The sequence below is a fragment of the Burkholderia sp. BCC1977 genome (assembly GCF_905339595.1).
Taxonomy (GTDB): Bacteria; Pseudomonadota; Gammaproteobacteria; order Burkholderiales; family Burkholderiaceae; genus Burkholderia.
Map to the genome: position 1 here is coordinate 20,133 of NZ_CAJPGQ010000039.1, position 24,393 is coordinate 44,525.

The window sequence follows — 24,393 nt, forward strand, 5'->3', positions numbered from 1 at the left end:
AAGGGCAGCAGGTCGGCCGATGTCACCCGAACCGTCATCCCGTGCCCTCGGCGGTCGACGCGTTGGCCCGGATTGCCGATGCAATAAAAAAAACCGCGAAGCCTTGTGCTGTCGCGGTTTTTTTAACGTGCCCGAAACACGGAGAAACCGTGTTCTGGTGCCGACGGCGAGACTCGAACTCGCACAGCTTTCGCCACTACCCCCTCAAGATAGCGTGTCTACCAATTTCACCACGTCGGCACTTCGGTACTGCAAGGGGCGCAATTCTAGCGTCACATTGCGCGTTTGTGAAGGGGGTGTGACACGATCGCGGGGCAGGCGAAAGCGATCCCGGTAAAATTCGCCGGATCGATCCGACGCTCATCGCAACCGCAACCCGCTTTCTCTCCGTGACCACCACCCTCGAACAACTGCAGGCCGGCCAGCTGTCGGGCGCCCGGCAACTCAAGCTCGCGTGCGGGCTGACCGAATTCCCGCGCGAAATCTTCGATCTGGCGGACACGCTCGAAGTGCTCGACCTGTCCGGCAATGCGCTGTCGGTGCTGCCGGACGACCTGTCGCGGCTGCATCGCCTGCGCATCCTGTTCGCGTCCGGCAATCGCTTCACCGAATTTCCCGAAGTGCTCGGCACGTGCGCGCAGCTCGACATGATCGGCTTCAAGGCGAACCGGATCTGCACGGTGCCGCGCCGGTCCTTGCCGCGCGCGCTGCGCTGGCTGATCCTGACCGACAACGAAATCGATGAACTGCCCGCCGAGATCGGCGATTGTGCGCGCCTGCAGAAGCTGATGCTCGCGGGCAACCGGCTGCGGGCGTTGCCGGCCGAAATGGCGGCCTGCCGTGCGCTCGAACTGGTGCGGCTGTCGGCGAACCGGCTCGATGCGCTGCCGGACTGGCTGTTGCGTCTGCCGCGCCTCGCGTGGCTCGCGTCCGCGGGCAATCCGTTCGGCGCGGCGCCGGAGGCGGCCGCGTCGGCCGAGCCGGGCGTCGCGGACATCGACTGGGCATCGCTCACCTGCGAGCAGAAGCTTGGCGAAGGCGCATCGGGTGTCATTTACCGCGCGCAGTGGCGCGCGGACGGCCAGACGCCGCGAACGGTGGCGGTCAAGCTGTTCAAGGGCGCGGTGACGAGCGACGGCCTGCCCGATTGCGAAATGGCCGCCTGCCTGCACGCCGGGCGCCACCCGAACATGATTCCGGTGATCGGCAAGGTGCGCGGTCATCCGGACGGCACGCACGGCCTCGTGATGGAGCTGGTCGATCCGGCGCTGACGAACCTGGCCGGGCCGCCGAGCTTCGCGTCCTGCACGCGCGACGTGTATGCGGCCGATGCGCGATTCGCGCCGGCCGAGGCATCGCGGATCGCGCTCGGCATCGCGTCGGTTGCCGCGCATCTGCACGCGCGCGGCATCATGCACGGCGACCTGTACGCGCACAACATCCTGCATGACGGCGAGGGCGGTGCGCTGCTCGGCGATTTCGGCGCGGCGTCGGTCTACGACGCGCGCGACCGCGTGCGCGCGGCGCGGCTCGAACGGCTGGAAGTCAGGGCGTTCGGTTATCTGCTCGGCGAGTTGCTGGCGCGGTGCGAGCCGCGTGCGTGGCAAGGTTCGCACGCACTCGATGCGCTGGCAGCCGGCTGCCTGAACGAGGAGATCGACGCGCGGCCGTCGTTCGGCGAGATCGCGGCCGCGCTGGCCGCATCGAAGGACTGACGGTTCCGTCCGCGCCGCGCTCAGGACGTTGCGGTGCGGACGCCTACGCCTGCCGCGCAGTCAGCAGCTTGATCCTGAGCCCGACGAACAGCAGCCCGCTGGCGCGCTTGGCCGCGCGTACCCACGGGCTGACGCCGATGCCGCGATGGAGCCGGCGCACGCCGAACGAATAGACGCTGTGCACCACGACGACGGTGCATGCGATCGTCGCGTACATCACGATGAACTGCAGCGCGAGCGGGCGATCGTGCGTGACGAATTGCGGCATGAACGCCGACAGGAAGATCATCGTCTTCGGGTTGCTGCCCGACACGAACAGCGCTTCACGGAACAGCTTCCTGCGATCGGGCTCGACGATCGCGGTCTTGCCGTCCGGCGAACCTGCGTTGCGGTTGCCGCGCAGTTGCCGGATACCCAGAAAGATCAGATACGCGGCGCCGACCATCTTCATCGCGAGGAACAGCGGCGGCATCGCGGCCAGCACCGCGCCGACGCCGAGCGCGACGAGCATGACCACCGCGCCTTGCGCGACGAGGTTGCCCGCGATCGTCGCGGCGGTGCCGCGCGAGCCGTAGCGCACCGTGTTGCGGATGACGAGCAGCACGTTGGGGCCCGGCGACAGCGTCGTCGCGAGATAGGCTGCGGCAAACAGCATCCAGGTCTGAATGGACATGCGGCGCTCCGAAAGGCGGATTCTGCGGTCGGGGTGAATCCGTGCATGATGCCACGGCGGCGCGCTTCACCCCGACGCGCTGCGTCAACGCGTGTCGCGCACGCAGTAGGCGGCGATCGACGACGGCGAATCGATCGCGGAAGGCCGCGTCATCCACGCGATCCACCCCGCCCATAACCCGCAGGCGATCAACACGGCGACATTCAGCGGCGTCCGGTAGCGGACGATCAGCGCGGCCAGCGGCAGGCGTTCCTTGCTCATGTGCGTCTCCTTCGGTCGTTGCGCAAGCGGCGTTACTGGCCGGTGTAGGACGGCGCCTTCGCGTCGCAGGTCACGGACACCGTCGCGCCGTCGGCGAAATGCAGCCGGAACGGCACCTTCGCGCCGGGCGCGACGGGCTGGCGCGGTTCCTCCAGCATCACGTGATAGCCCTTCGGCCGGAAGGTCACCGTGCCGTGCGCGGGCACGTCGACCGCTTCGACGTGAACCATCTTCGCGGTGCTGCCGGCCGTCTGCGTCTCGTGCATCATCGCCATCCCGAACGCGGGCGTGTCGATGCCCGTGAGCGTGACGGGCTTGTCGCCGTCGTTCTTCAGCGTGAAATAGCCGGACGACGGCACCGTCGCCGGCATCGTGCGGATCCAGCATGCGTCGGCCTGCACGGACGACGCGGCGAACGTCGCGGGCGCCTGCAGCGCCAGCAGCGCAAACAGCAGACTGGTCGGAATCGAGCGTTTCATTGTGTGTGTTCCTGATCGGGTAGGGAAGCGCGCCATGCGGGCAGCGTGTGCGTTACTTGAGCGTGAACGCGTAGTGGCCCTGCGTGCGATGGCCGTCGCTCGCGACTGCGATCCACGTGACCGTGTACGTGCCGGGCACGAGGTTCGCCAGCGCGACCTTCATCCGCTTCCGGTTACCGGCGTCGACCGCGGATTTCCCGTCGGCGACCGGCTGGCCGTGGCTGTCGGTGACGGCGATCGAACTGAAGGCGGGTTCGAGCGTTTCGCTGAAGTCGATCGTGACCGCGTGCGGCGCGCTCGACAGCGTGGCGTCGGCGGCCGGTTCCAGCGTTTTCGGGTGCGCATGCGCGTGAGCGGCCTGTGCGACGACGAAGCCGAGTGCGACGAGTGCGCCGCGGAGGAAGGCAGTAGTTTTCATGACGGGGTGATCCGGTTGGAAATGATAGGGAGAACGATGCATTCGACCCGCGTTCGTGCGCTCGTGCACGCGCGACCGCCGGAAGCGGGCGCACGCACGCACGGCACGATGCCGCGAGCAATACGGTCGAGCATGATCGTCCTTCGAAACGTGACACGGCATGCACGCGCAGGCGCGTGCGGACGGCGCGATGCGCTATGGCATCACGCGCGGCGACGACGAATCAGGACGTGAACGGCGGGGCGCGCGGTTGCGCGGCCGTGAGCGGCAGCGTGCGGCGCAGGCTTGCGAAGCGGGTTGCTTCGCGATGCTGGAGCGGGTGAACGTTGGCCGCGAACGTCAGTTCGGGCGCGGGCAGGGCCGGCGTATGGGCAAGCAGGCTGCAATAGCCGCAAGCCTGCAGATGGGCCTGCAGGCTCTTCGACGACGCATCGCCGGCGTGGTCGCCGCCGGCCGGACCGGCCGTGCAGTAACCGGCAAGCAGCGCGTCGACGCGGTCTTGCGTCGTCAGCGCCTGCGAGATCGTCGGCGCGAGCGCCGTCATCAGGATGGCGAGCATCCCGATCAGACTGACGATCTTCCGGAAACGACGACTCAACATGCGATGCGCGGGGTGGCGTAGGGGCGACGATGGAGCGGATTATGCCACGCACCCGCGGCGAGGGCATGCGGGCGCGCGGATACCGGGCATGACGCGCGGCGCGGGCCGGGCGGCGCGTTCACGCGTGCTTCGCCAGATATTTCGTGATCAGCGTCACCTGCGCGGCCCAGCCCTGATCGTTCATCTCGCGCGCCTTCGCGCGGCGCGCTTCGATCAGCTGGTCGAAACCGGTTTCGGTGACCGTCAGCAGCGTGCCGCCGTTCGTTTCGGCGAGCGCGAACGTGACGAGCGTCATCGGCTCGGACGTGTAATCGAAGTTCGGATTGATCGCGAACGGGTGCCAGCGAAAGGAGAACAGTTGTTTCGGCTCGACGCGATCGACGACGATTTCGAACACAGTGCCGGCATACGGCTCCTGTGCCTTGGCGACGTCGTCGTCGACGCGGGTCGGCGTGATGCGGCCGAACAGCGGCTGGTCGGCGACGAACGGCCCGTCGAACGTCACGCCGAACCAGGTGCCGAATTCCCCGGCATTGCTGACGGCTTCCCAGACGCGCGCCAGCGGCGCGGCGAGCAAGGCTTGTTTCTCGATGCGGTCGGTTGACTGGGTCATGACGTTCTCCAGGCAGGCATCATCGTTGCGGGACGGCGCGCGGCCGCGCGCCGCGTTCAGTCGATCATCTCCGCGTCGGGCACGTCGAGCACGACATCCGAGGTCGCGACGGCCACGCACGGCAGCGTATAGCCGTCGGCCTTTTCCTCGCGGCTCAGGCCCGGCCATTCGATCGTATAGCGTACGCTGCCGCTGACGATCCTGCACAGGCAGCTTCGGCACGTGCCGTTGCGGCACGAGCGCGGCAGCCTGACGTGTGCGAACGCGGCGGCCTCGAGCAGCGTCAGCGAGTCGGGGGCGTCGAACGTCGCGCCGAGCGGCTCGATGCGCACGAGAGGCGGGTGGTCGGGATCGGTCATGAGTCGAAGCGGGCGGCGGCGCGGCGGCAAGACAAGGCAAGCGCCAAGCATACCCGAAGGCGATGCGGCCGGCGCCCGTCGGGCAGCCGGCCGGGGGTGTCAGTGCCGGCGCAGGTAGCGGTACACGGTATTGCGCGCGAGCCCGAGCTCGCGCGCGGCGGCCGAGACGTTGCCGCCGTGCCGCGCGAGTACCGCATCGATCACCGCGGCCTGGTGGCTCTGCAGCGTCGTCGCTTCGCGCGTGTCGGCCGGTGCGGCTTCCGCCGCGGGCGCATCGTCGCAGTCGAGCCAGAAATCGTCGGGCAGGTGGGCGAGCGTGATTTCGGCTTCGTCTTCGGCGAGCATGCCGGCCGTGCGCAGCACGTTGGTCATTTGCCGCAGGTTGCCGGGCCAGCGGTGCCGCATGAACGCGTCGAGCACGTCGGCCGCGAGGCGGCTCGGCATCGGTTCGCTGTGCGCCAGTCGCGCGAGGATCCGCTCGACCAGCGCGGGCAGGTCGGTGCGCGCGGCCAGCGGCGGCAGCGTGACCGCGAGCCCGTTGATCCGATAGAACAGGTCTTCGCGGAAGGTGCCTTCGGCGATCATCGCGCGCAGGTCGCGGTGGGTCGCGCAGACCACGCGCACGTCGACCGGCACCGCGCGTGCGCCGCCGAGCGGCATCACCGCGCGCTCCTGCAGCACGCGCATCAGCCTGACCTGCTGCGCGAGCGGCATGTCGCCGATTTCGTCGAGAAACAGCGTGCCGCCGTCGGCCTGCACGATCTTGCCGGGGCTGCCGCGCTTGCGCGCGCCGGTGAAGGCGCCGTCCTCATAGCCGAACAGTTCGGCCTCGATCAGCGAATCCGGCAGCGCCGCGCAGTTGACCGCGACGAACGGGCCGTCCGCGCGCGGCGATGCCTGGTGCAGCGCACGCGCGAGCCATTCCTTGCCGGTGCCGGTCTGGCCGAGGATCAGCAACGGCAGGTCGCGTCCGCGGATCTTCGCGACGCGTTCGAGCACGGCGGCCATCCGCGCATCGCCGGTGTCGAGCGTCGCGAGCGTGATCGCGTCGGGGTCCGGCGCCCGCGTGCGCACGGCCGGCGCGGGCGGCGTGACGGCGACGGTCGTCTTGTGCGCTTCCGCGAATTCGCAGCGTGCGAGCACGCGCACGCCGGTCGACAGCGTGAGGCGGAACGGCGCGCCGGGCGCGCGGGCCGCCTGCTGCGCGAGCTGGCCGAAGTGCATGCCGAACAGCGCATCGCAGCCTTGATGTTGCAATGCATCGAACGTCGCGCCGAGCTGGAATTGCGCGCTGCGGTTCGCGGCGATCAGCCCGCCGTCGGGGCCGAATGCGACGAGCCCGGCGAACAGCGAGTCGACGCAATCCTCGTGGGCGTGGAAGCGCAGCCGCAGCGCTTCCGCGCACTGGTTCGCGAACAGATGGTTCTCGATCAGTTGCGCGGACATCCGCACCAGCGCGAGCGTATGGGGGCTGAAGCCGCGCGGGTCGCCGCTCACGTCGAGCGTGCCGAGCGTGCGGCCGAACGGGTCGATGATCGGCGCGCACGAGCAGGTGAGGATATGGTTCGCGCGCAGGAAGTGTTCGGACCCATGCACGGCCACCGCCTGGCCCGAGGCGAGCGCGGTGCCGATCGCGTTGGTGCCGCGTGCGCCTTCGGCCCACGACACGCCGGTGCACAGCGCGACGCGGTTCGCTTTCTCGATGAAGTCCGCGTCGCCGATGCTGTGCAGGATCACGCCGTCGGCGTCGGTGAGCAGCACGAGGCTTTGCGTGTCGGCGATCTGCGCGTGGAGGTTCTCCATCACCGGGCGCGCGTGTGCGAACAGCGCGTGGTTCGTGTCGAGCAGTTCGCGCAGCGCGAGTCGCGACAGCGGCGAGAAATCGGGGCGCTCGTTGGCGCGCAGGCCGACCGCGGTCGAACGGGCATGCGCCTGCGCGAGCAGGTCGATGCGGCCCGCGGTGGCGGGCAGCACGAAAGGTTGAGGCATGTCTTGTCTCCTGTCGGCCCCAGTTAGCGCTTTAGCGCTTACTGGGGCCCCATGCTTCGCGGTCGGCCCCAGTTAGCGCTTTAGCGCTTGCTTGGGCCCCATGCTTCGCGGTCGGTCCAAGTCGGCGCTTCAGCGCTCGCTTGGGCCCCATGCTTCGCGGTCGCCCCAAATCGGCGCTTCAGCGCTCGCTTGAACCCCACGCTTCACAGTCGACCCACCCTGACGCTCCGCACCGCACCATCCGCCACCCGGGCCGCCGCCGTCGATATCGCCTCATCATACAAGCGCCGCGCGCGTTGTGCGACTGCGTACAAAAACCCCTTGCTTTTAAGCACCCGCCTGCAATGATGGAAGTGGAATACGCACGCGCCGTGTTCTGCATTGCAACATGCATGCGACGCGACATGCATCCGTTCGGGAGACGCATCATGGTTCGGACGGAACTAAGAGTCGTGCTGGCGGCCATCGCCACCTTCATCATGCTGGGCGGTATCGCCGTGGCGATCCATGGTCTGCTGTTCGACCTGAGCGACGCGGTGCAATACGGGGCGGCCGCGATCGCGGCGGGCGCCACGACCGCCGCGATCGCGCTGAACATCTGGCCCTCCGATCCTCACTGACGCCGTTCGGCAAGCGGTGCCGGATGTCGCGCTGGTCAGAGGAAATGCGCGTCGGAACGACGCACATCGCAAATTTTGCCTCCTGCGCGAAACCGTCTAAAGTGGAAGGCAACCGGCATGCATTGTTGTTCGCGCCATACCCCGTGGATCATGCCTCTGCCGGCGAGCCCGCGTACATTTTCGTCCGGCCGGTAGCGGACGACGGACGCGGTCATTTGCTTTCTACCGGACGATAGGCGGCTCCCATGCAGATTCATTTCACGAATGAGAAGCCCGAATATTCGGGGCGCGACCTGATGCTTGGTTTCACGGCGCTGGTCAATGGCGAGCGCGTCCAATGTCAGATCACCGCCGAGGCGCTGGAGGATCATTTCGGTGCGGCATCGCCGCGCTTCGAGGACATGGTCGGTGCGTACGATCAGCATCGCGAGCGTATCGAGGCAGCCGCACGGCGGTTGCTGTCCGAGACGCGCGCGCAATGCGTGACGCTGCGCAGCGGCTACGTGCGCTTCTACGAAGCGAACTGGCGCTGAGCCGGACGACCGGGCAGCGACGGAGCGGGCGCCGGATACCGGCGCCCGTGTCATATCGGCGCCCGCCCGCGGGTGTTCCGCTTGCGCGGGCCGATTTGCGCCACGATTCGCGCGTCGTGAGCCGCGAGGGCATCCCTGCGTTCCGTTTCGCTTAATCCGCCCCGATGAGCGCATACGCGCCGTCGGTTGCGCCGTTCGCGCGCGCGATGCGTGCGAAGCCGGTGTCGGCGAGGTGCATGCCCGCAATCGGCAGGTTGTCCGAAGCAACTTCGGCGAGCGTTGCCGCGCGCGTCGCGGATGCCTGCGACGGATCATGATCGAACGCGATCGACACGTCGGGGCGAGCGACCTGAATCGGCGCGAAATGCACGAGATCACCCCAGATCAGCAGGCGCTCACCCAGCGATTCGACGCGATAGCCGGTGTGGCCGGGCGTGTGCCCCGGCAGCGGCACCGCGACGATGCCAGGCAGCACGTCGCCTGCCTCGATGGTGCGTAGCCGAGCCTGGCAGGCGTCGAACGTGCGCCGCGCGATCCGGAAATTGACGCGTGCTCGCTCGCTTGCTCGTTGGTACGCGTCGTCGTCCAGCCAGAACGCACGTTCCCGTTCGTGAATGAGCACCTCCGCTTGCGGAAAGGCCGGCCGCCCGTCGGTGTCGAGCAGGCCGCCGATGTGGTCGGGATGCGCGTGCGTCAGCAGGACCGTGTCGATGTCGCGCGCATCGATGCCGGCTTGCCACAGCGACGGACGCAGCAGTCCGCCCCAGTTCCGGATGCCGCCGGCACCGGTGTCGACCAGTACGGTGCGGCCGTTCCCGTGTATCACGTAGCAGTTGATGTTGACGTCGGACGGTGCGTGCATGCCGGCCCGGTGCATGATGCCGGTCGCGTCGTCGACGTCGATGTTCGACAGCAGATCGAGGCCGGCCGTCAGCGTGCCGTCGCTGATCGCGGTCACCGAGAAATCGCCGACCTGACGGCGCGGGAACGAAGGGCGGGAAATGGGTGCGCTCATGGGTCAATGTCGGGCGTGAAGGTGTGGCGTGTCGTGGCCGAAGCAACGGATGCGGGCGACGAATCCGGTGTGGTGAAGAATTTCGCGATCCAGCTCGGTCATGAACCGATTCATCAATTCAGTGGTGCGAAATGATGCGATGCGAAAGCGAATCTCCGCGCTGACCGGATGCCCGCAGCCGTGCCGGACCGGAACGTACGCGACGTGGATCGTGCCGGGTGCGGCACTCAACACATCGGTGCAGAGCGTCTCGCAGGCCGATGACAGCGCGTCGAGCACCGCGTTGGACGGCATGCTCGCCTCGGGGATGAAAATCGTGACGCTGGGCATGGCCGGGCTCCCGTCAGCGTGCGGTCGCTGCCGCCGACGCAGACGCCGCCGCTTCTGCCGCCGCCGCGCTGACGAGCCGGTCGCCCATCGGCGCATAGAGCCGGATCGCGGCGCCGGACGCATCGGACGCGAGCCGCGCCTGATCGTGATCGAGGACCGCCAGCCAGCGAGCGGCCGGCTGGCGGTCCAGCGAGATCGCATGCATGGCCGTGGCGGCGATACCTGCCCGCGCGAACGGGGCGGCGTCGTCGCAAACGGCCAGCCACTGATTGCCGGAAACGGCCGGCGCGGGTGCCGCGCTGTCGTACACGTTGCGGCGCCACGCGACGATGTGCGGCTGCCAGCGCGCGAAATTGCCGCCGCCCTTGTCGCGATACTCGGCCGACGTCAGCACGTCGGGGCCGTCGATCGTATGCAGCGCGAGGTAGACGGGGCCGTTGCCGCCGCGGGCGCGAAAGCGTTGCGACGTGCGGAAGCCGGATACGGAGATCAGCGCCGGCAGTTTGACGCGGCTGTAGAAGTCGTTCCACTCGGCTTCGACGGCTGGCTCGGCGATGCTGCATTCAACGGCATAGATCATCACATCTCCACGGGTAGCGAGCGGGCCTTCGGGATCGATCGGCTGGCTCGACGGGTTGATTTTTTGTCATGATAATGAGCGAACGAATGGGCGAAAAACGATGATTCGTCACCGTTCATTGATATTTGATCAAGCTATGACCGTCGCCGGTCGGACCGGGAGAAAACGTGACGCGACGCAGGATTCCGAGCAATTCGGCACTGATGGCATTCGAGGCCGCGGCGCGGCATGGGAGCTTCGCGCGCGCCGCCGACGAGCTGGCGTTGACGGAAGGCGCGATCAGCCGGCAGATCGGCCGGCTGGAGGCGTTTCTTGGCGTGGCGCTGTTCGAGCGGGTCGGCAACCGCGTGCGGGTGGCGCCGAACGGCGTGCGCTACGCGGCGCAGGTGCGCGAAGTGCTGGACCGGCTCGAGCGCGACAGCCAGTACATGATGGGGCAGCCCGGCGACGGCGGCAGCATCGATATCGCCGTGACCCCGACGTTCGCGACGCGCTGGCTGATTCCACGGCTCAAGGGCTTCCAGACGCAGCATCCGAACATCACGGTGCATTTCGCCGATCGCGCCGAGCCGTTCGTGCTGGCCGGCAGCGGCTTCGATGCGGCGATTCACTTCGAGCATCCGGCGTGGGCCGGCATGCATGCGTACCGGTTGTGCGAGGAGGTGCTGGTGCCGGTCTGCCATCCGTCGCTGCTCGCGGGCGGGCAGCCGGATGCGTTGCTGGGCACGCTGCCGCGCCTGCACAAGCGTCAGGCGCCCGATGCGTGGTCGGCGTACGTGCAGGAGACGGGGTTGCCGGTGAACAATCCGGCCGCCGGCGCGCGCTACGATCTTTACTCGATGCTGATCGCGGCGGCCCTGGCCGGGCTGGGCGTCGCGCTGGTGCCGCGCCTCTATGTCGAAACCGAGATCGCGCAAGGGTTGCTCGCGGCACCCTGGCCGGACGGTCGAAACGTGGTCAAGCGCTTCTGTCTCGTGTTGCCGGAAGCGCTGGAGTTAAGCGACGGGCCGCTGCAGACCTTCGCGCGCTGGGTGCTCGGGCAGGCGGACGCGTGACCTGACGTCGCCCGTACCATGCGTTTACCCAAACGAAAACGCCACCCGACGGTGTCATGCCGTTCAGTGCTTCACCGAACGGCATCAGGCGTTCGGACGGCTTTTTCCGCTGCTTCGCCGACAGTCGAAGCACGGCTGCAAAACTCGCCATACCGGTTTCGGCTTGTCCATACCACGAATCGGCAAGCCGAAACCGGTTTCTCAATTGAACCCGGACTGCCCCGCCCGGTTATCGAGCGGGGTTGGTCGCCGTGATGAACGGGTTTCGCAGCGACCCGCCTGCGGCGGGACGTTCACCCGCGGGCGTGCGTCCTTGCCGGGCGCGCATGTGAAACGACCCGGCCGCACATGCGACCGGGTCGTCAAGGTCCGTCCTTCTCGCGATTCCGTTCGGTTCCTCGACAGGAACCGCAACTGAACGGCGTTAAACCGGAAGGTGGCGTTTTTTCATCATGCGGCGCACCGGAGCGCGCGCGTCACTCGCTGCCGAGATAGAAGAAGCGGAACAGGAACACGGCCGCGATGATCCACACGATCGGCTTGACCGTGCGGGCCTGGCCCGTCAGCAGCTTCAGGCCGCCGTACGCGATGAAGCCGAACGCGACGCCGTTCGCGATCGAGTACGTGAACGGCATCAGCAGTGCGGTCAGCGCGGCCGGCACGGCTTCGGTCGCATCGTCCCACGGCACGTCGACCATTTCGCGCAGCATCAGGCACGACACGTACAGCAGTGCCGGTGCCGTGGCATAGCCCGGCACGACGCCGGCGAGCGGCGCGATGAACAGGCACGCGAGGAACAGCACGGCGACGGTGATGGCCGTCACGCCCGTGCGGCCGCCGGCCTGCACGCCCGACGCGCTTTCGATATACGCGGTGGTCGACGACGTACCGAGCACCGAGCCCGCGACGATCGCGGTGCTGTCGGCGAGCAGCGCCTTGTTCAGGCGGTGCATCTTGCCTTCGACGAGCAGGCCCGCACGGTTCGCGACGCCCATCAGCGTGCCGGTCGCATCGAACAGTTCGACGAGGAAGAACACGAGGATCACGTTGATGATGCCGGTCGACAGCGCGGCGCCGATGTCGAGCTTGAACAGCGTCGCGTCGATCGACGGCGGTGCGGAGAACACGCCGTGGAACTGGTTGTCGCCGAAGAAGAACGACAGGACCGTGACGCCGATGATGCCGATCAGGATCGCGCCGCGCACGCGCAGGTGGTCGAGCGTGACGATCGTGAAGAAGCCGATGATCGCGAGGATCGTGTCGTGCTTGTGCAGGTCGCCGAGCGTGACGAGTGTGGCCGGGCTGCCCACGATCACGCCCGAGGTCTTCAGCGAGATGATGCCGAGGAACAGGCCGATGCCGGCGGTGATCGAAATGCGCAGCGATTTCGGAATGCCGTTGACGATCGCCTCGCGCACGCGGAACAGCGTGACCAGCAGGAACAGGCAGCCCGAAATGAACACCGCGCCGAGCGCGGCTTGCCACGTGAAGCCCATCCCCTTGACGACCGTGTACGCGAAATACGCGTTCAGGCCCATGCCGGGCGCGCAGGCGATCGGGTAGTTGGCGTACAGCCCCATGATGATCGACGCCAGCGCCGCGACGAGGCAGGTCGCGACGAACACGGATTCCTTCGGCATGCCGGCATCGCCGAGGATCGCGGGGTTGACGAAGATGATGTAGGCCATCGTCAGGAACGTGGTGACGCCCGCGAGTATTTCGGTGCGGAAGTCGGTGCCGGCTTCAGCGAAGCCGAAATACCGCTTGATGGATTCCATGAAGACGTTTCTCCGGTCGGGATGTCGTGTTGCTTGTTGTTGGTGCCGAATTGTTGTAGGGCAGCGCGAGGCCGGCCTACTGTAACCAGCCACTATTGCCACGCTATCGGCGGATTGTAATAGCGCGGATAGCTCGGACGATATAGTTGCGGGGCACGATCGGCTGCGTTCGCGCGAACGGTCGGACAGGCCGGCCGCGCGAGGAAGGCGCGCATTTTACCGGTTCGGACGAAGCGGGCGGGTAGAAGCGATGGAAACGATTCGATGGCGGGCCGTGCCGGCCGATGCGGGCGCAACGGCATGATCGACATGCGGCGCGAGGCCGCCGACGACTTGTGACGACATGCGACTGCGATGGCGCGCCCGCATGCCGGGTGAACGCAGGACGGGCGCAACGCGTGCGCGAACGCACGCACATGGCCGGCGCGGGTGCGCAGCGGCGTGCAGCGGCGATTCGTCAGTCCAGGCGGTTTCAGATATCGGGCTATCCTGCGCCGAAGCCGTCGGGTCCGCAACTGTCATTTCGCGATACGGGCCCGACTGTGGTTTCTGTGTAAAAGATTGCAAGACGTCATCGCGTTAACCGGCAAGTCTTTCTAGGATAGATACACCGCGCACACACGCCGGTCCGTTGTTGCCGACGCGGGGGAGTCGCAGTCCGTGCAGGCCAGGCGGTGAAGTGCGGTAACGGTCGTTGCGCATTCGGGCAGGCGCGACCGATTGCGATTGCCCGATGCGGGTTCGTCCGTCATCCCGGAGGTCAGCATGTTGAACTGGATCAGCCGTTGGGCGATGCGGCACGCCCCCACGCCGGAAAAAACCGCTGCGTCGATGCTCGTGACGGCGCGCATGGAACTGTTCGCAGCCGAACAGCGCGTCATCGATGCGAAATTACAAGCGGATTACTGGCGTACACGGGTGTCATTTCTCGAGGAGGTGCAAAAGCAAGGCATCGACCCGTGGGTGACCTCGCAGGCGGCGCAACGCCCCGACCTTGATTCCACACCCCGCAGCACGGGCCCGCGTCTCGCCGCCAGCACCTGATGCACGCGATGCATGCGATGCATGTGACGGTTGCGCACGGCGCGCGATCGCTCGCGGCACGCACGCGCGTGCCGCGTCATTCGATGCGCACCCGCGACGCATTGCGCCGCGGGTGCGTCCGTTTCCGGATGCGTTGATTCCGCGCGTCCCGGTATCCCGTTGCGCGTGACCGCGCATCGTCAATCCCGCCTTCGCCATCGTCCGACGAGCAAACGTTGCATTCGCGCAAGCGTGCGTCTCAGCCGTTCGCCGCGCCGCGTGTACGCCGTCGTGATCGACGCTTCGGCGGCTCGGTCGTCATCGGTGCCGAGCCAGATGCGATCGCCGCGCGCGATGCGCAGCACGTCGCCGGGTTGTACCCAGTAGTCGTCGACGCTCGGCGGCCGCGTGATCCACAGCGGCGCGCCGTGCGCACGAATCTCCGCATCGCTCGGCGCGCGCCAGGTCAGGGTCGTGCGCGGCGCGACCGCGAAGCGGATCACGACAGTGGGTAACGCGATCGCGCCGACGCGGCGCGAATCGGGACGGTCGAACAACGGGCTTGCCTGGTCCATCGTCTGCTCCATTCGTTGAGCCGGACGGATGACGCGCACCAGAACAAAAAGGCCTCATCCGTTTCCGGTGAGGCCTTGTGTGACATGCGGTACTGCTCGGATGCTAACGCACAAGCGCCTCCCGTGATCCATTCTTTCGAATGTTCACCGGGCAATGATTCGCGATGGCGATGAGCTTGAACGTAGGCATGCGAACGAGTTTGTCGATGTCGTACGGCGTTGTCAACGACTATTTTCGAGATGCGTGGCGTGTCATGCGTCGCGCTGGGCGAGGCCGTTGACGAGCAGTTCGGACAGCAGGCCCGTCATGCCGTCCGGATGCGTGGCGGCGCGCGCCTTCAGCTGTTCGACGAGGTCGGCGTTGAGCTTGCACGCGAACGGCACGAGGCCCTGTTCCTGGTCGAGCTTGCGCTGCGCGCGGCGATCGAGCTTCGCCGCTTCGTCGGCGCCCTTGCCGAAACGCGCGGAGCTCGACTGCTTCATCGCGTGCGTCAGCTTGAGCGCCTTGTTCTTTTCTAGATCGGTTTTCTTCATGGCCATCGCGGCACCTCCGGGAAATGAAGCCGCGATTGTACGCATTTCGGCGGGCGCTGCCCGCCGAGGCCGTGACGAAGCCGTTGACGAAGCCGTTGACGAAGCCGTTGGCGAACCCGCTCAAGCACCCTTCGTCGTGCCCCAGTTGCCGCCGTGCGCGGCCGCCTGCGCGGCCGGCGAGCGCGCCAGATACGCGAGCGCCTGCTCGGTCGAGCCTTCGTGGTGCGGCGTATAGCCTGGCTTGAAATAGCGCAGCGCCGCGCCGATCACTTTCCAGAACGACGGCAGGTGCCCGCGCCGCGAACCCTTCCACCACGCGAGCACGAAACCCGGATAGCGGCCGGCGGCGGGATCTCGCCGGTACATGAACTTCGCGCCGGTCGTGATGAAGTAGAGCAGCAGCACGATCACGAACGCCATGTGCACGCAGCGCTCCGGGTAGTTGCCGCCCATGTGGTTGTAGATGTCGAACGCGACGGTCCGGTGCTCGACTTCCTCCGCGCCGTGCCAGCGCAGCAGGTCGACCATCGTCGGGTCGGCATGGCCTTCGTCGAGTCCGTGCGCGTTGAGCACCCAGTTGCCGAGATAGCCGAAGAAATGCTCGAGCGACGCGATCACCGCGAGCTGCTGCCGCAGCCAGAAACGCGTGTGGCCGATCTTCAGCCCGAACGGCGCTTCGCCCAGCACGCGCGTGAACAGCCAGTTCAGCTTCTGCGTGAATGGCTTCGTGTCGATCCCGTGCCGGTCGTAGTAATGCTTGAGCACGCCGCCGTGCGAGCGCGAATGCACCGCTTCCTGGCGCAGGAAACCTTCGGCTTCGTCGCGCAGGCGCGCGTCGGTGATGTGCGGCAGCGCCTTGTTGTACACGCGGCAGAACCACAGCTCGCCTTCCGGGAACAGCAGGTTCAGCGTGTTGATGATGTGCGTGCTGCCCGGGTCGTTCGGCACCCAGGTGATCGGCGTGTCGCTGAAGTCGAACTTCACGTGCCGGGCCTTGATCTTGTGATAGTCGGCGGTAGCGGTCATCTGTGTCTCCGTTCCTGTGCGACGGTCTGCGCCGTCAATGCGATGCCATGCTGACGCGGGCGAGCATCCGGCCGAGCCACGGCATGAAGCGGCCGACGAAGCTCAGCGCGTGCGCCTCGGTGCCCACCGCCACGACCGGCCGGTTGCGCAGCACGCCGTCGACCATCGCCTGCGCGACGGTTTCCGGCTTCAGGCCGCGCATCTGGTAAAGCTTCGTCGCGCGCTTGCGCAGCCGTGCCTCGTCCTGTGCGTTGGCGCCCGCGTAGTGCGTCGACGCCATGATTCCGGTTTCCGCGAAGCCCGGGCACACGGCCGTCACGCCGATGCCTTTCTCGGCGAGTTCCGCGCGCATGCATTCGCTGAGCATCAGCACGGCGGCCTTCGTCGTCGCGTAGGCGGGCAGGTCGCGCGACGGGCCGAACGCGGCGGCCGACGCGGTGTTGACGATGTGGCCGCCGGTCCCGCGCGCGGCCATCTGTTGCGCGAACAGCCGCGAGCCGTGGATCACGCCCCACAGGTTCACGTGCAGGATGCGCTCCCAGTGCCGCTCGCTCGTGTCGAGGATGCCGCCGGCCATGCCGATGCCCGCGTTGTTGATCACGATGTCCGCGCCGCCGAGTTCGCTGCCGACCCACGCGGCGAGCGCTTCCATCTCGTCGGCGGCGCCGACGTCCACGCGTTTCGCGTGTGCCGGCGCGCTGGTCAGTCCGAGCAGCAGCGCGGTGCGCTCGGCGCTCGCGAGATCGATGTCGCACGCAACCACCGTCGCGCCTTCACGGGCGAACGCCAGTGCCGCGCAGCGGCCGATGCCGCTGCCGGCGCCGGTGACGACCGCGACCTTGCCGCTGAAGCGGCCGCTGGTGGCGCGGCGGCGTGCGTTCGCGAGCGCGGGCGGCTCGTCGCCCGATTCGACTGCGTCGATCAACTGTTCGGCGAGGCCCGCGAAGCGCGCGGGATCGGCGAGCGGCAGCCAGTGGCCGGCCGCGACTTCACGGCGGTAGTACTGCGGCACCCAGCGCGACAGGTTCTCGGACAGCGCCGGGCTCACGTACTTGTCGCCGAGCGGCACGATCGTCTGCACCGGTGCGTGCGCGTAGCGCTCGCGCGGCGCGAACAGGCAGCGGATGAAGTTCGCGCGATAAAGGCGCACGCCGCGCGCGCCGTCGTCGGCCTGCGTCGCGCGCGGCGCGGCCGGGGTCTGCTCGACCCGGCGCAGCAGGCCCGGCCACGCGCGGCCGAGCCACAGCCGCCAGCCGAGCTCGGGGATGAACGGCAGGTGGAACAGGTACACGTACCACGAGCGCGCGAGCTGGCCGCCGAGCCTGGCCAGCGACGCGGGCGTCGGGTGCAGCACGCGTTCGCGCAGCCAGAAGCCGACGTGGTCGAGGCACGGCCCCGAGCACGACGTGTACGACGCGATGCGGCCGGCGAGCCGCGGATCGGTGACGAATTCCCAGCCCTGGATCGAGCCCCAGTCGTGCGCGATCAGATGCACCGCGCGGCCGGGGCAGAGCGCGTCGATCACCGCAACGAAGTCGTCGGTCAGCTTCGCGAGGTGGTAGTCGGCCGTGCGCTTCGGCACGCCGGACAGGCCCGCGCCGCGCACGTCGTAGGCGATCACGTAGTGCTTGCGCGCGAGCAGCGGCGCGACCTGCTGCCAGACGCTGCTGTCGTCGGGGTAGCCGTGCACGAGCACGACCGGCGAGCGGGCCGGGTCGCCCCAGGTTCGGACCGCGAGCGTCAGGTCGCCGGAGGCGACGGCCGTCTCGCTGTGAACCGATTCGAACAGGGCCAGCGGCGCTTCGTCGGAAAGAGGCTGCATCGTGAGTCCGTCGTTCAGGGATTCGGGAGAAAGGGGCGAGGCGTGCGCGTCAGGCGGCGGCCTGCGCGGTCGCGACGGCCGGCGCGCGTTCGGCCTGGCGGCGCTGCCAGCGGCGCACATGCGGCAGGTCGTCGTCGAGCCAGTACGCGTCGTCGTCGGTGATCACCAGCAGTTCCTCGAATTTCGCGCCGACGCCGCCGAAGCCGAGATGCGGCTCCACCGCCCACAGGCCCGGCACGGGCGCATGCTCGGAGCGGCGGTCGATCGACCACAACGGCGACCAGCCTTGCTGCTTCGCCGCGCGGCCCTGGTCGAGCAGCAGGTTGCGCGTCGCGTTCAGCCCGAAGCGCGCGACGAAGCGCGGCTTCGACAGCTTGTGGATCCTCGCGACGCGATGCGCGAGCACCTTGAACGGATAGGCCTTGTGGCGCGGTTCGACGCCCTGGCGGCGGCACAGCGCGTCGACCGCCTGCGCGACCTCGGCCATCGGGCGGCGCGCCTTCACGAGCCGCACGATCAGGTCGCGATGGTCCATCAGGTCGTCCTGCAGCTGTTCGAGGATCGGGTTCTGGCCGAGGCAGTGCGCGTAGCCGACGTCCGCGACGATCCCGTTCAGCACGGGCGCGACGTCGAGAATCACGGGCATGTCGGTCTCGAGCTGGCGGTTGCTCGGGAAGAACGCGAGGTTGAAGCCGCCCAGGTGCTTCAGGCCGGAGAAGCCCTCGAATGCGGTGCGGTCGCCGAACCACGCGAACGGCTTGTGCAGCCAGTCGTGCACGCCGTGGTCCCGCAGCCATTCGGTCAGGAGGCGCGCGGCCTCCTTCTCGGTGATGCCGGGGTAGAGCATCGCGCCGACGGTTTCGACGCAGCGGTAGGCAAGCTGCTGGACCGCGCGGAATTGCGGCAGCTCGTCGAGGTGGACTTCCGGCAACGGGGGGGTGGCGGCCATGAGGCGTCTCCGTGTGTCGGCCCGCGTTCGCGCGTTGGCGCGACGTGGGTCCGGTGCAAGGCTTCGGCGCTGATCCGGAATGCATCCGCCGGAGAACCCGGGGCGAACTATTCAGCCAGCATTTAATGTGTCATTGAGTAATGTAATCATCATAGCCGGTTCGACGTGGCACGCCAGCCCCCGGAGATGAGGATTTCTCCTAATGAAGGGCCGAAATGGAGGGGAAGCTCTAGGTTTCCGGCGCTCGGGGCCGGATGGCTGCCGCAGCGCACGTGTCGCGGGCGGCGGAGCCGGCCGGCGCGCGTCGCGCGGTTGCGGCGCCGGCCCGGCATGTCGCGCCGGATCAACTCTCCGTCGTGTCGCGGCGCGACGCTGTCAAATTGCCGAAATAATTTCGTCACATCATTCGCCCCCGATTCGAAGCCTTCGCGGCTTCGCCGTGCCGCGCGTCGCGCGGGGCGGCGACCGAAGCCGATTCGATCTTTCCACGGAGACAGACCATGCAACGCCGCCAGTTCATGAACACCCTTGCCGCGGCGACCGCCGCGACGCCGCTGATGCTCAAGGCCGGCATGGCCGGCGCGAAGAGCGCGACCGCGCCGGACGCGCTCGACCCGGGCCGCTGGTCGCCGTTCAACGCCGCGCGCCTGCAGGCAGTGCTCGACCGGCATGGCGTCGCGAGCGCGCGCTACGACGGAAAGCGCCGTCCGTATGCGGTGTTCGACTGGGACAACACGTGCATCATGAACGACTGTGAAGAGGCGTTGCTGATGTACCAGATCAACCATCTGCAGTACAAGCTGACGCCGGAAGAGTTCGTCGGCGTGATGTGGAAGGACGTGCCGAAGGGCGCATTCATGAAGGACTACACGACCGTCGACGGCAAGCCGGTGACGATGGAGGATCTCGCCGCCGACGTCGAGTCCGACTACCGCTGGCTCCATGCGAACTACAAGGGTTTCGGCGGCGACAAGAGCCTCGACGAGATTCGCGAGACCGACCAGTTCAAGGATTTTCGCGCGAAGCTGTACTTCATGTACGACGCGATCTGCGACACGCATCCGCTCGAAGTCGGTTACAAGTGGATCATCTACTTCTACCAGAACATGACGACCGCCGAGCTGCAGGCGATGGCCGAAGCGTCGAACAACTACGGTATCGGCGACGCGCTGCGCAAGGTCCGCTACGAAAGCCCGAAGGCGCTGCCGGGCAAGGCCGGCGTGGTGGCCGACACGCATTTCCACGGCATCCGCATTCACGAGGAAATCCGCGCGGTGATGCATACGCTGCGTGCGAACGGCATCGACGTGTACGTGAGTACCGCGTCGCTCGACGATGTCGTGCGCGTATTCGCCGGCAATCCGAACTATGGCTACGGCGTGGCGCCCGAGAACGTGATCGGCCTGCGTCTCGACATGCAGGACGGCAAGTACACGAGCGTCTATCCGGCCGGCTGGCATTTCAACTGGGGGCCCGGCAAGACGGTGGGTATCCGCAACGTCCTTGCATCGAAGAAGGGCTATGGCCCGTTGCTGGTGTTCGGCGACAGCGACGGCGACGCGTGGATGCTGCGCGACTTCAAGGACACCGCGGCCGGCGTGATCGTCAACCGGATGAAGAAGGGCGAGATCGGCGCGGACAGCAAGCTCGCGGCCGAACAGATCGGCAACCCGGATGCGCGCTTCCTGCTGCAGGGCCGCGACGAGCACACGGGCCTGATGGTTCCGGACGAGAAGTCGATCAAGTACGGCAAGACCGAGCGCAAGCTGCTGGCCTGACGCGGGCCGGGCGCCGGGCCGTCGCGGCCTTGGGCGCCCGTCGGCATCGGCCGCGGCGTCGCGCGGGCCGGCACCCGCGCGTCTCAATGCTCGCGTGGCGGGCCCAACCGATCCAGCAATGCGCTCAGCAGATCGACCGGCAGCGGAAACACGATCGTCGAATTCTTGTCCGCCGCGATCGTCGTCAGCGTCTGCAGGTAGCGCAACTGCATCGCCTGCGGCTGCTGCGCAAGCCGCTGCGCCGCCTGCAGCAGCTTCTCCGACGCCTGCAATTCACCTTCCGCGTGAATCACCTTCGCGCGCCGTTCGCGTTCGGCCTCGGCCTGCCGCGCGATCGCACGGATCATCGTTTCGTTCAGGTCCACGTGCTTGATCTCGACCGTCGACACCTTGATCCCCCACGCATCGGTCTGCGCGTCGAGCGTCTTCTGGATGTCGGCATTCAACTGCTCGCGTTCGGCGAGCAACGCGTCGAGTTCGTGCTTGCCGAGTACCGCGCGCAGCGTCGTCTGCGCGAGCTGGCTCGTCGCCTCGAAGAAGCGCGCGACCTGGATCACGGCCTTCTCCGGATCGACGACGCGGAAATACACGACCGCATTGACCTTCACCGACACGTTGTCGCGCGTGATCACGTCCTGCGCGGGTACGTCGAACACGACGGTGCGCAGATCGATCCGCACGACCTGCTGGACGATCGGGATGATCAGCACGAGCCCCGGCCCCTTCACCTTCCAGAACCGGCCGAGCATGAAGACGACGCCGCGCTCGTACTCGCGGAAGATGCGGATCGACGATGCGACGAGCACCACGATGAAGACGATCAGGACGCTGCTGAAGCCAAACGTGTAGCCCATCATGACGGTGCTCCCTGGTGTTGTTGTTCGTGTGACGGCGCGTCGTAGAGCGGCGCGACGGTGAGCGTCAGCCCTTGGCGGCCGGTGACGCGCACGCGGCAACCCGCGGCCAGCGGCGTGCTGCTCGCGACGCGCCAGCGCTCGCCGTGCACGCGCGCCCAGCCCGCCGCCGACGGTGCGGGGCCGGCCGCACCCTGCGGCTGGTCGGCGTGCAGGCCGTCGTCGATCACTTCGCCGATGCTGCCGACCATCGCCTCGGCGCCCGTCACCACCGGCCGTCGCCGCGCGCTCAGCGCGACGCTCGACACGCCGGCGACGAGCAGCCCGCCGCCGAGCGCGAGGCCGACGATCACCGGCCACGGAATGCCGTAGCCGGGCACGTCGGTGTCGATCAGCATCAGCGCGCCGATCGTGAATGCGACGATTCCGCCGAAACCGAGCACGCCGAAGGTCGGCAGGAACGCCTCGGCGACGAGGCAGCCGAGACCGAGCAGCACGAGCCCGAGGCCCGCATAGCTGATCGGCAGCAACTGCATCGCGAACAGCCCGATCAGCAGGCAGATGGTGCCGGCGACGCCCGGCAGCACGAAGCCGGGGTTCGCGAATTCGAAGAACAGCCCGTAGATGCCGATCGTCAGCAGGATCAGCGCGACGTTCGGATCGGCGATGATCGACAGGAAACGGCTGCGCCAGTCGGGCGCCAGCACGACGAGCGGCGCATGCGCGGTCGCGAGGTGCAGCGTGCCGGCGGTCGTCGTCACGGCGCGGCCGTCGAGCTTGCGGGCAAGGTCGGCCGGGTCTTGGGCGATCAGGTCGACGACATGCTGCGCGCGCGCCTCGTTCGCCGACAGGCTCAGGGCTTCGCGCACCGCGCGCTCGGCCCATTCGGCATTGCGTCCGCGCAACTGCGCGAGGCCGCGGATGTACGCGGCGGCATCCTGGGTCGCCTTGCGGATCTCGGTCGACTGCGTGTCGTTCGGCAGCTCGGCCGGCGTCGCGGATGCGCCGGACGCGCCGGCAGCACCCGATGCGCCGGCCGGCGCCGGCTTCGTCGCACCCGGTGTCCCTGGCGTACCCGGCGCGCCGGGTGCACCGCCGCCGATGCCGAACTGCACCGGCGATGCCGCGCCGAGATTGGTGCCGGGCGCCATCGCGGCAATGTGGCTCGCGTAGACGATATAGGTGCCCGCGCTCGCGGCCCGTGCGCCGCTCGGCCCGACGAACGCGGCGACCGGCACCGGCGAGCCGAGGATCGCCTTGATGATCTGCCGCATCGACGTGTCGAGCCCGCCGGGCGTATCGAGCTGCAGGATCGCGAGCGGCGCGTGGTCACGCGCCGCGCGGTCGAGCGAGCGGACGATGAAGTCGGCGCTGGCCGGCCCGATCGCGCCGTTGACCGGAATCACGACGACCGTCGGCGCGGGGGCCGGTGCGGCGGGGGCGGCGGCGGGAGGCGGGGCGGCAACCGCCGCGCACACGACGAGCAGCGCCGCGAACAGCGCGGCGCGCGCGACCCGCGCGGACAGCGGGTGACGGGGGCGGCCGCCGGGCGATGCAGGTGCCGGCGGCGGTCCATGACGGTGAATGCGCATCGGGGCGTCCGGGCGGCGCGCGGCCGCACGCCGTCCGGCTCGCGGAAAGGGCGTTGGCCCGATATTTGAAGATTAGGCGGTTTCGGCGGAAAGCGCGAAGGCGGGGCCGCCGGCCGCGCACTCAGCCGGCGCCGCCGCCCCGCGCGAGCGCTTCTTCCCGGTATTCGGCCGGGCTGCGCCCGCTCCATTTGCGGAACGCGCGGTAGAACGCGCTCGGTTCCGCGAAACCGGTGGCGGCCGCCACGTCGGCGATGGTCCGAGCCGGATCGGCCAGCGCCTCGAACGCGAGGTCGCGCCGCAGCGTGTCCTTGATCGACTGGTACGCGTGGCCTTCCTGGTGCAGCTTGCGGCGCAGCGTCGCCTCGGCCACGTGCAGCCGCGCGGCCATCCCGCCGGCGCCGGGCCACGCGGCGGGCGGCATCCCGCGCAGCACCGTGCGCACGCGCTGCGCAAGCGCGTTCGGGTTGCGGTACTTGACGATGAAGCTGGCCGGCGCGTTGCGCAGGAACGCCTTCAGCGTCTTCGCGTTTTGCACGACCGGCAGCGTCGCGAATTCGGGATCGAAATCGACATACGAATCGGGCTGGTTGAACCGCATGTCGTCGCACAGCATCGACGGGTATTCGTGGTCGGCCGGCGGCGTGTCGCAGCGGAAGCTCGCGTGCAGCAGCGGGATGCGGCGCCCGATCAGCCAGCAGGTGAGCCCGTACACGATGATGAAATAGGTCGCGTACGTAAACATCGCGGGCGCCGCGGCGCTGTTGCGGTGCACGAAGCGCAGCCGCACGCGCTGCGGGTTGGCGTCGAGCTCCGCGTGCAGGTCGTCGAGCACGCAGTGCATGAAATTCACCGCGCGCGCCATCGCATGCAGCCCGTCCTGCGCGGACAGCGCGGCCTGGCTCATCGCGATGAAGCTGCCGCTGCGCATCGGGTGGCGATCCTGCCCGAAAAACTCGTCGTCGAGCGCGCGCGCAATGGCGTTCCACAACGCGCCGTATTGCTGCGCGGACACCCGCGCACGCGGCTGCCCGAGCAGCGCGGGCGCGATGCCGGCCTGCGCGAGCAGCGGCTCGGCCGCGACGCCGCGCCGGGTGGCGAGCGCGACGCTGTAGGCGACGAGGCTGATCGCGACGGTTCCCTTCTCTTCCTGCTTCATCGAAGCCGCCGGTATGGCAAAAACGCTCAGTGTAAATGAGCGGCGCGAGCATCGAACAGTCGCGC

At 68.0% G+C, this 24,393-nt stretch carries 26 protein-coding genes and 1 tRNA gene; 6 read left to right on the plus strand and 21 right to left on the minus strand.

Annotated elements, in window-relative coordinates:
- Positions 1 to 155: 155 nt before the first annotated feature.
- A tRNA-Leu gene (locus U5771_RS26550) sits at positions 156 to 240 on the minus strand.
- Between the two features lie 149 nt (positions 241 to 389).
- On the opposite strand from U5771_RS26550, the gene U5771_RS26555 reads away from it, so the two are divergent.
- On the plus strand, positions 390 to 1,715 hold the full coding sequence (locus tag U5771_RS26555) for a leucine-rich repeat-containing protein kinase family protein (RefSeq protein ID WP_322026717.1): 1,326 nt from the start codon (positions 390 to 392) through the stop codon (positions 1,713 to 1,715).
- Between the two features lie 43 nt (positions 1,716 to 1,758).
- Here U5771_RS26555 and U5771_RS26560 read toward each other — a convergent pair whose 3' ends face one another.
- The 8 genes from U5771_RS26560 to U5771_RS26595 all read right to left on the minus strand — a co-directional run bounded on the left by U5771_RS26560 (position 1,759) and on the right by U5771_RS26595 (position 7,108).
- Positions 1,759 to 2,388, minus strand: coding sequence for a LysE family translocator (locus tag U5771_RS26560; protein ID WP_322026718.1), 630 nt, complete (start codon positions 2,386 to 2,388; stop codon positions 1,759 to 1,761).
- A gap of 84 nt (positions 2,389 to 2,472) precedes the next feature.
- A complete protein-coding gene (locus tag U5771_RS26565) occupies positions 2,473 to 2,649 on the minus strand; it encodes a hypothetical protein (protein ID WP_322026719.1) in 177 nt (58 codons plus the stop codon).
- 32 nt (positions 2,650 to 2,681) lie between these two features.
- A complete protein-coding gene (locus U5771_RS26570) occupies positions 2,682 to 3,128 on the minus strand; it encodes a copper chaperone PCu(A)C (protein WP_322026720.1) in 447 nt (148 codons plus the stop codon).
- Between the two features lie 52 nt (positions 3,129 to 3,180).
- On the minus strand, positions 3,181 to 3,546 hold the full coding sequence (gene copC, locus U5771_RS26575) for a copper homeostasis periplasmic binding protein CopC (protein WP_322026721.1): 366 nt from the start codon (positions 3,544 to 3,546) through the stop codon (positions 3,181 to 3,183).
- Between the two features lie 223 nt (positions 3,547 to 3,769).
- Complete coding sequence (locus U5771_RS26580; RefSeq protein WP_322026722.1) at positions 3,770 to 4,147, minus strand: DUF2946 domain-containing protein; 378 nt, start codon at positions 4,145 to 4,147, stop codon at positions 3,770 to 3,772.
- Positions 4,148 to 4,265: 118 nt separating this feature from the next.
- Positions 4,266 to 4,760 carry an SRPBCC family protein gene (locus U5771_RS26585; protein ID WP_322026723.1) on the minus strand — a complete coding sequence of 165 codons (495 nt, stop codon included), beginning with the start codon at positions 4,758 to 4,760 and terminating at the stop codon, positions 4,266 to 4,268.
- A 56-nt stretch (positions 4,761 to 4,816) separates the two neighbouring features.
- Positions 4,817 to 5,119: a 2Fe-2S iron-sulfur cluster-binding protein gene (locus U5771_RS26590; RefSeq protein WP_011659384.1), complete on the minus strand. Its 303-nt coding sequence runs from the start codon at positions 5,117 to 5,119 to the stop codon at positions 4,817 to 4,819.
- A 99-nt stretch (positions 5,120 to 5,218) separates the two neighbouring features.
- Positions 5,219 to 7,108 (minus strand): sigma-54-dependent Fis family transcriptional regulator, encoded by a 1,890-nt coding sequence (locus tag U5771_RS26595; protein ID WP_322026724.1) that lies wholly within the window; start codon positions 7,106 to 7,108, stop codon positions 5,219 to 5,221.
- A 428-nt stretch (positions 7,109 to 7,536) separates the two neighbouring features.
- Here U5771_RS26595 and U5771_RS26600 point away from each other — a divergent pair, with 428 nt between their 5' ends.
- The gene (locus U5771_RS26600; RefSeq protein WP_322026725.1) at positions 7,537 to 7,728 is read left to right on the plus strand and encodes a DUF2964 family protein; all 192 of its coding nucleotides are present in this window, start codon (positions 7,537 to 7,539) and stop codon (positions 7,726 to 7,728) included.
- Positions 7,729 to 7,973: 245 nt separating this feature from the next.
- A complete protein-coding gene (locus U5771_RS26605; RefSeq protein WP_014898618.1) occupies positions 7,974 to 8,261 on the plus strand; it encodes a DUF1488 domain-containing protein in 288 nt (95 codons plus the stop codon).
- 151 nt (positions 8,262 to 8,412) lie between these two features.
- Here U5771_RS26605 and U5771_RS26610 read toward each other — a convergent pair whose 3' ends face one another.
- The 3 genes from U5771_RS26610 to U5771_RS26620 are packed head-to-tail and all read right to left on the minus strand — an operon-like array spanning position 8,413 to position 10,186.
- Entirely contained in the window at positions 8,413 to 9,276 is an 864-nt protein-coding gene (locus tag U5771_RS26610; protein WP_322026726.1) for an MBL fold metallo-hydrolase, read from the minus strand.
- Positions 9,277 to 9,279: 3 nt separating this feature from the next.
- The gene (locus U5771_RS26615; protein WP_322026727.1) at positions 9,280 to 9,606 is read right to left on the minus strand and encodes a hypothetical protein; all 327 of its coding nucleotides are present in this window, start codon (positions 9,604 to 9,606) and stop codon (positions 9,280 to 9,282) included.
- Positions 9,607 to 9,619: 13 nt separating this feature from the next.
- Positions 9,620 to 10,186, minus strand: a complete 567-nt coding sequence (locus tag U5771_RS26620) for a sugar ABC transporter (protein ID WP_322026728.1) — start codon at positions 10,184 to 10,186, stop codon at positions 9,620 to 9,622.
- Positions 10,187 to 10,389: 203 nt separating this feature from the next.
- Here U5771_RS26620 and U5771_RS26625 point away from each other — a divergent pair, with 203 nt between their 5' ends.
- On the plus strand, positions 10,390 to 11,241 hold the full coding sequence (locus U5771_RS26625; protein WP_322026762.1) for a LysR substrate-binding domain-containing protein: 852 nt from the start codon (positions 10,390 to 10,392) through the stop codon (positions 11,239 to 11,241).
- A gap of 476 nt (positions 11,242 to 11,717) precedes the next feature.
- On the opposite strand, the gene U5771_RS26630 is transcribed toward U5771_RS26625, so the two are convergent.
- Complete coding sequence (locus tag U5771_RS26630) at positions 11,718 to 13,019, minus strand: NCS2 family permease (RefSeq protein ID WP_322026729.1); 1,302 nt, start codon at positions 13,017 to 13,019, stop codon at positions 11,718 to 11,720.
- Positions 13,020 to 13,784: 765 nt separating this feature from the next.
- Here U5771_RS26630 and U5771_RS26635 point away from each other — a divergent pair.
- Complete coding sequence (locus U5771_RS26635; protein ID WP_006480752.1) at positions 13,785 to 14,063, plus strand: hypothetical protein; 279 nt, start codon at positions 13,785 to 13,787, stop codon at positions 14,061 to 14,063.
- Positions 14,064 to 14,242: 179 nt separating this feature from the next.
- Here U5771_RS26635 and U5771_RS26640 read toward each other — a convergent pair whose 3' ends face one another.
- The 5 genes from U5771_RS26640 to U5771_RS26660 form a co-directional block, all read right to left on the minus strand.
- A complete protein-coding gene (locus U5771_RS26640) occupies positions 14,243 to 14,617 on the minus strand; it encodes a DUF2917 domain-containing protein (RefSeq protein ID WP_322026730.1) in 375 nt (124 codons plus the stop codon).
- Positions 14,618 to 14,869: 252 nt separating this feature from the next.
- The gene (locus U5771_RS26645; RefSeq protein WP_322026731.1) at positions 14,870 to 15,157 is read right to left on the minus strand and encodes a hypothetical protein; all 288 of its coding nucleotides are present in this window, start codon (positions 15,155 to 15,157) and stop codon (positions 14,870 to 14,872) included.
- A 114-nt stretch (positions 15,158 to 15,271) separates the two neighbouring features.
- The gene (locus U5771_RS26650) at positions 15,272 to 16,177 is read right to left on the minus strand and encodes a metal-dependent hydrolase (RefSeq protein ID WP_322026732.1); all 906 of its coding nucleotides are present in this window, start codon (positions 16,175 to 16,177) and stop codon (positions 15,272 to 15,274) included.
- Positions 16,178 to 16,211: 34 nt separating this feature from the next.
- A complete protein-coding gene (locus tag U5771_RS26655) occupies positions 16,212 to 17,999 on the minus strand; it encodes an SDR family oxidoreductase (protein WP_322026733.1) in 1,788 nt (595 codons plus the stop codon).
- Positions 18,000 to 18,048: 49 nt separating this feature from the next.
- Positions 18,049 to 18,948 (minus strand): M24 family metallopeptidase, encoded by a 900-nt coding sequence (locus U5771_RS26660; RefSeq protein WP_322026734.1) that lies wholly within the window; start codon positions 18,946 to 18,948, stop codon positions 18,049 to 18,051.
- 500 nt (positions 18,949 to 19,448) lie between these two features.
- Here U5771_RS26660 and U5771_RS26665 point away from each other — a divergent pair, with 500 nt between their 5' ends.
- The gene (locus U5771_RS26665) at positions 19,449 to 20,726 is read left to right on the plus strand and encodes a haloacid dehalogenase-like hydrolase (RefSeq protein ID WP_322026735.1); all 1,278 of its coding nucleotides are present in this window, start codon (positions 19,449 to 19,451) and stop codon (positions 20,724 to 20,726) included.
- An 83-nt stretch (positions 20,727 to 20,809) separates the two neighbouring features.
- On the opposite strand, the gene U5771_RS26670 is transcribed toward U5771_RS26665, so the two are convergent.
- The 3 genes from U5771_RS26670 to U5771_RS26680 form a co-directional block, all read right to left on the minus strand.
- Positions 20,810 to 21,583: a slipin family protein gene (locus U5771_RS26670; RefSeq protein ID WP_322026736.1), complete on the minus strand. Its 774-nt coding sequence runs from the start codon at positions 21,581 to 21,583 to the stop codon at positions 20,810 to 20,812.
- Positions 21,580 to 23,172: a nodulation protein NfeD gene (locus U5771_RS26675; protein WP_322026737.1), complete on the minus strand. Its 1,593-nt coding sequence runs from the start codon at positions 23,170 to 23,172 to the stop codon at positions 21,580 to 21,582. Before U5771_RS26675 ends, U5771_RS26670 begins: the two co-directional genes overlap by 4 nt.
- A 121-nt stretch (positions 23,173 to 23,293) precedes the next feature.
- A complete protein-coding gene (locus tag U5771_RS26680) occupies positions 23,294 to 24,328 on the minus strand; it encodes an AraC family transcriptional regulator (protein WP_322026738.1) in 1,035 nt (344 codons plus the stop codon).
- Positions 24,329 to 24,393 lie beyond the last annotated feature (65 nt).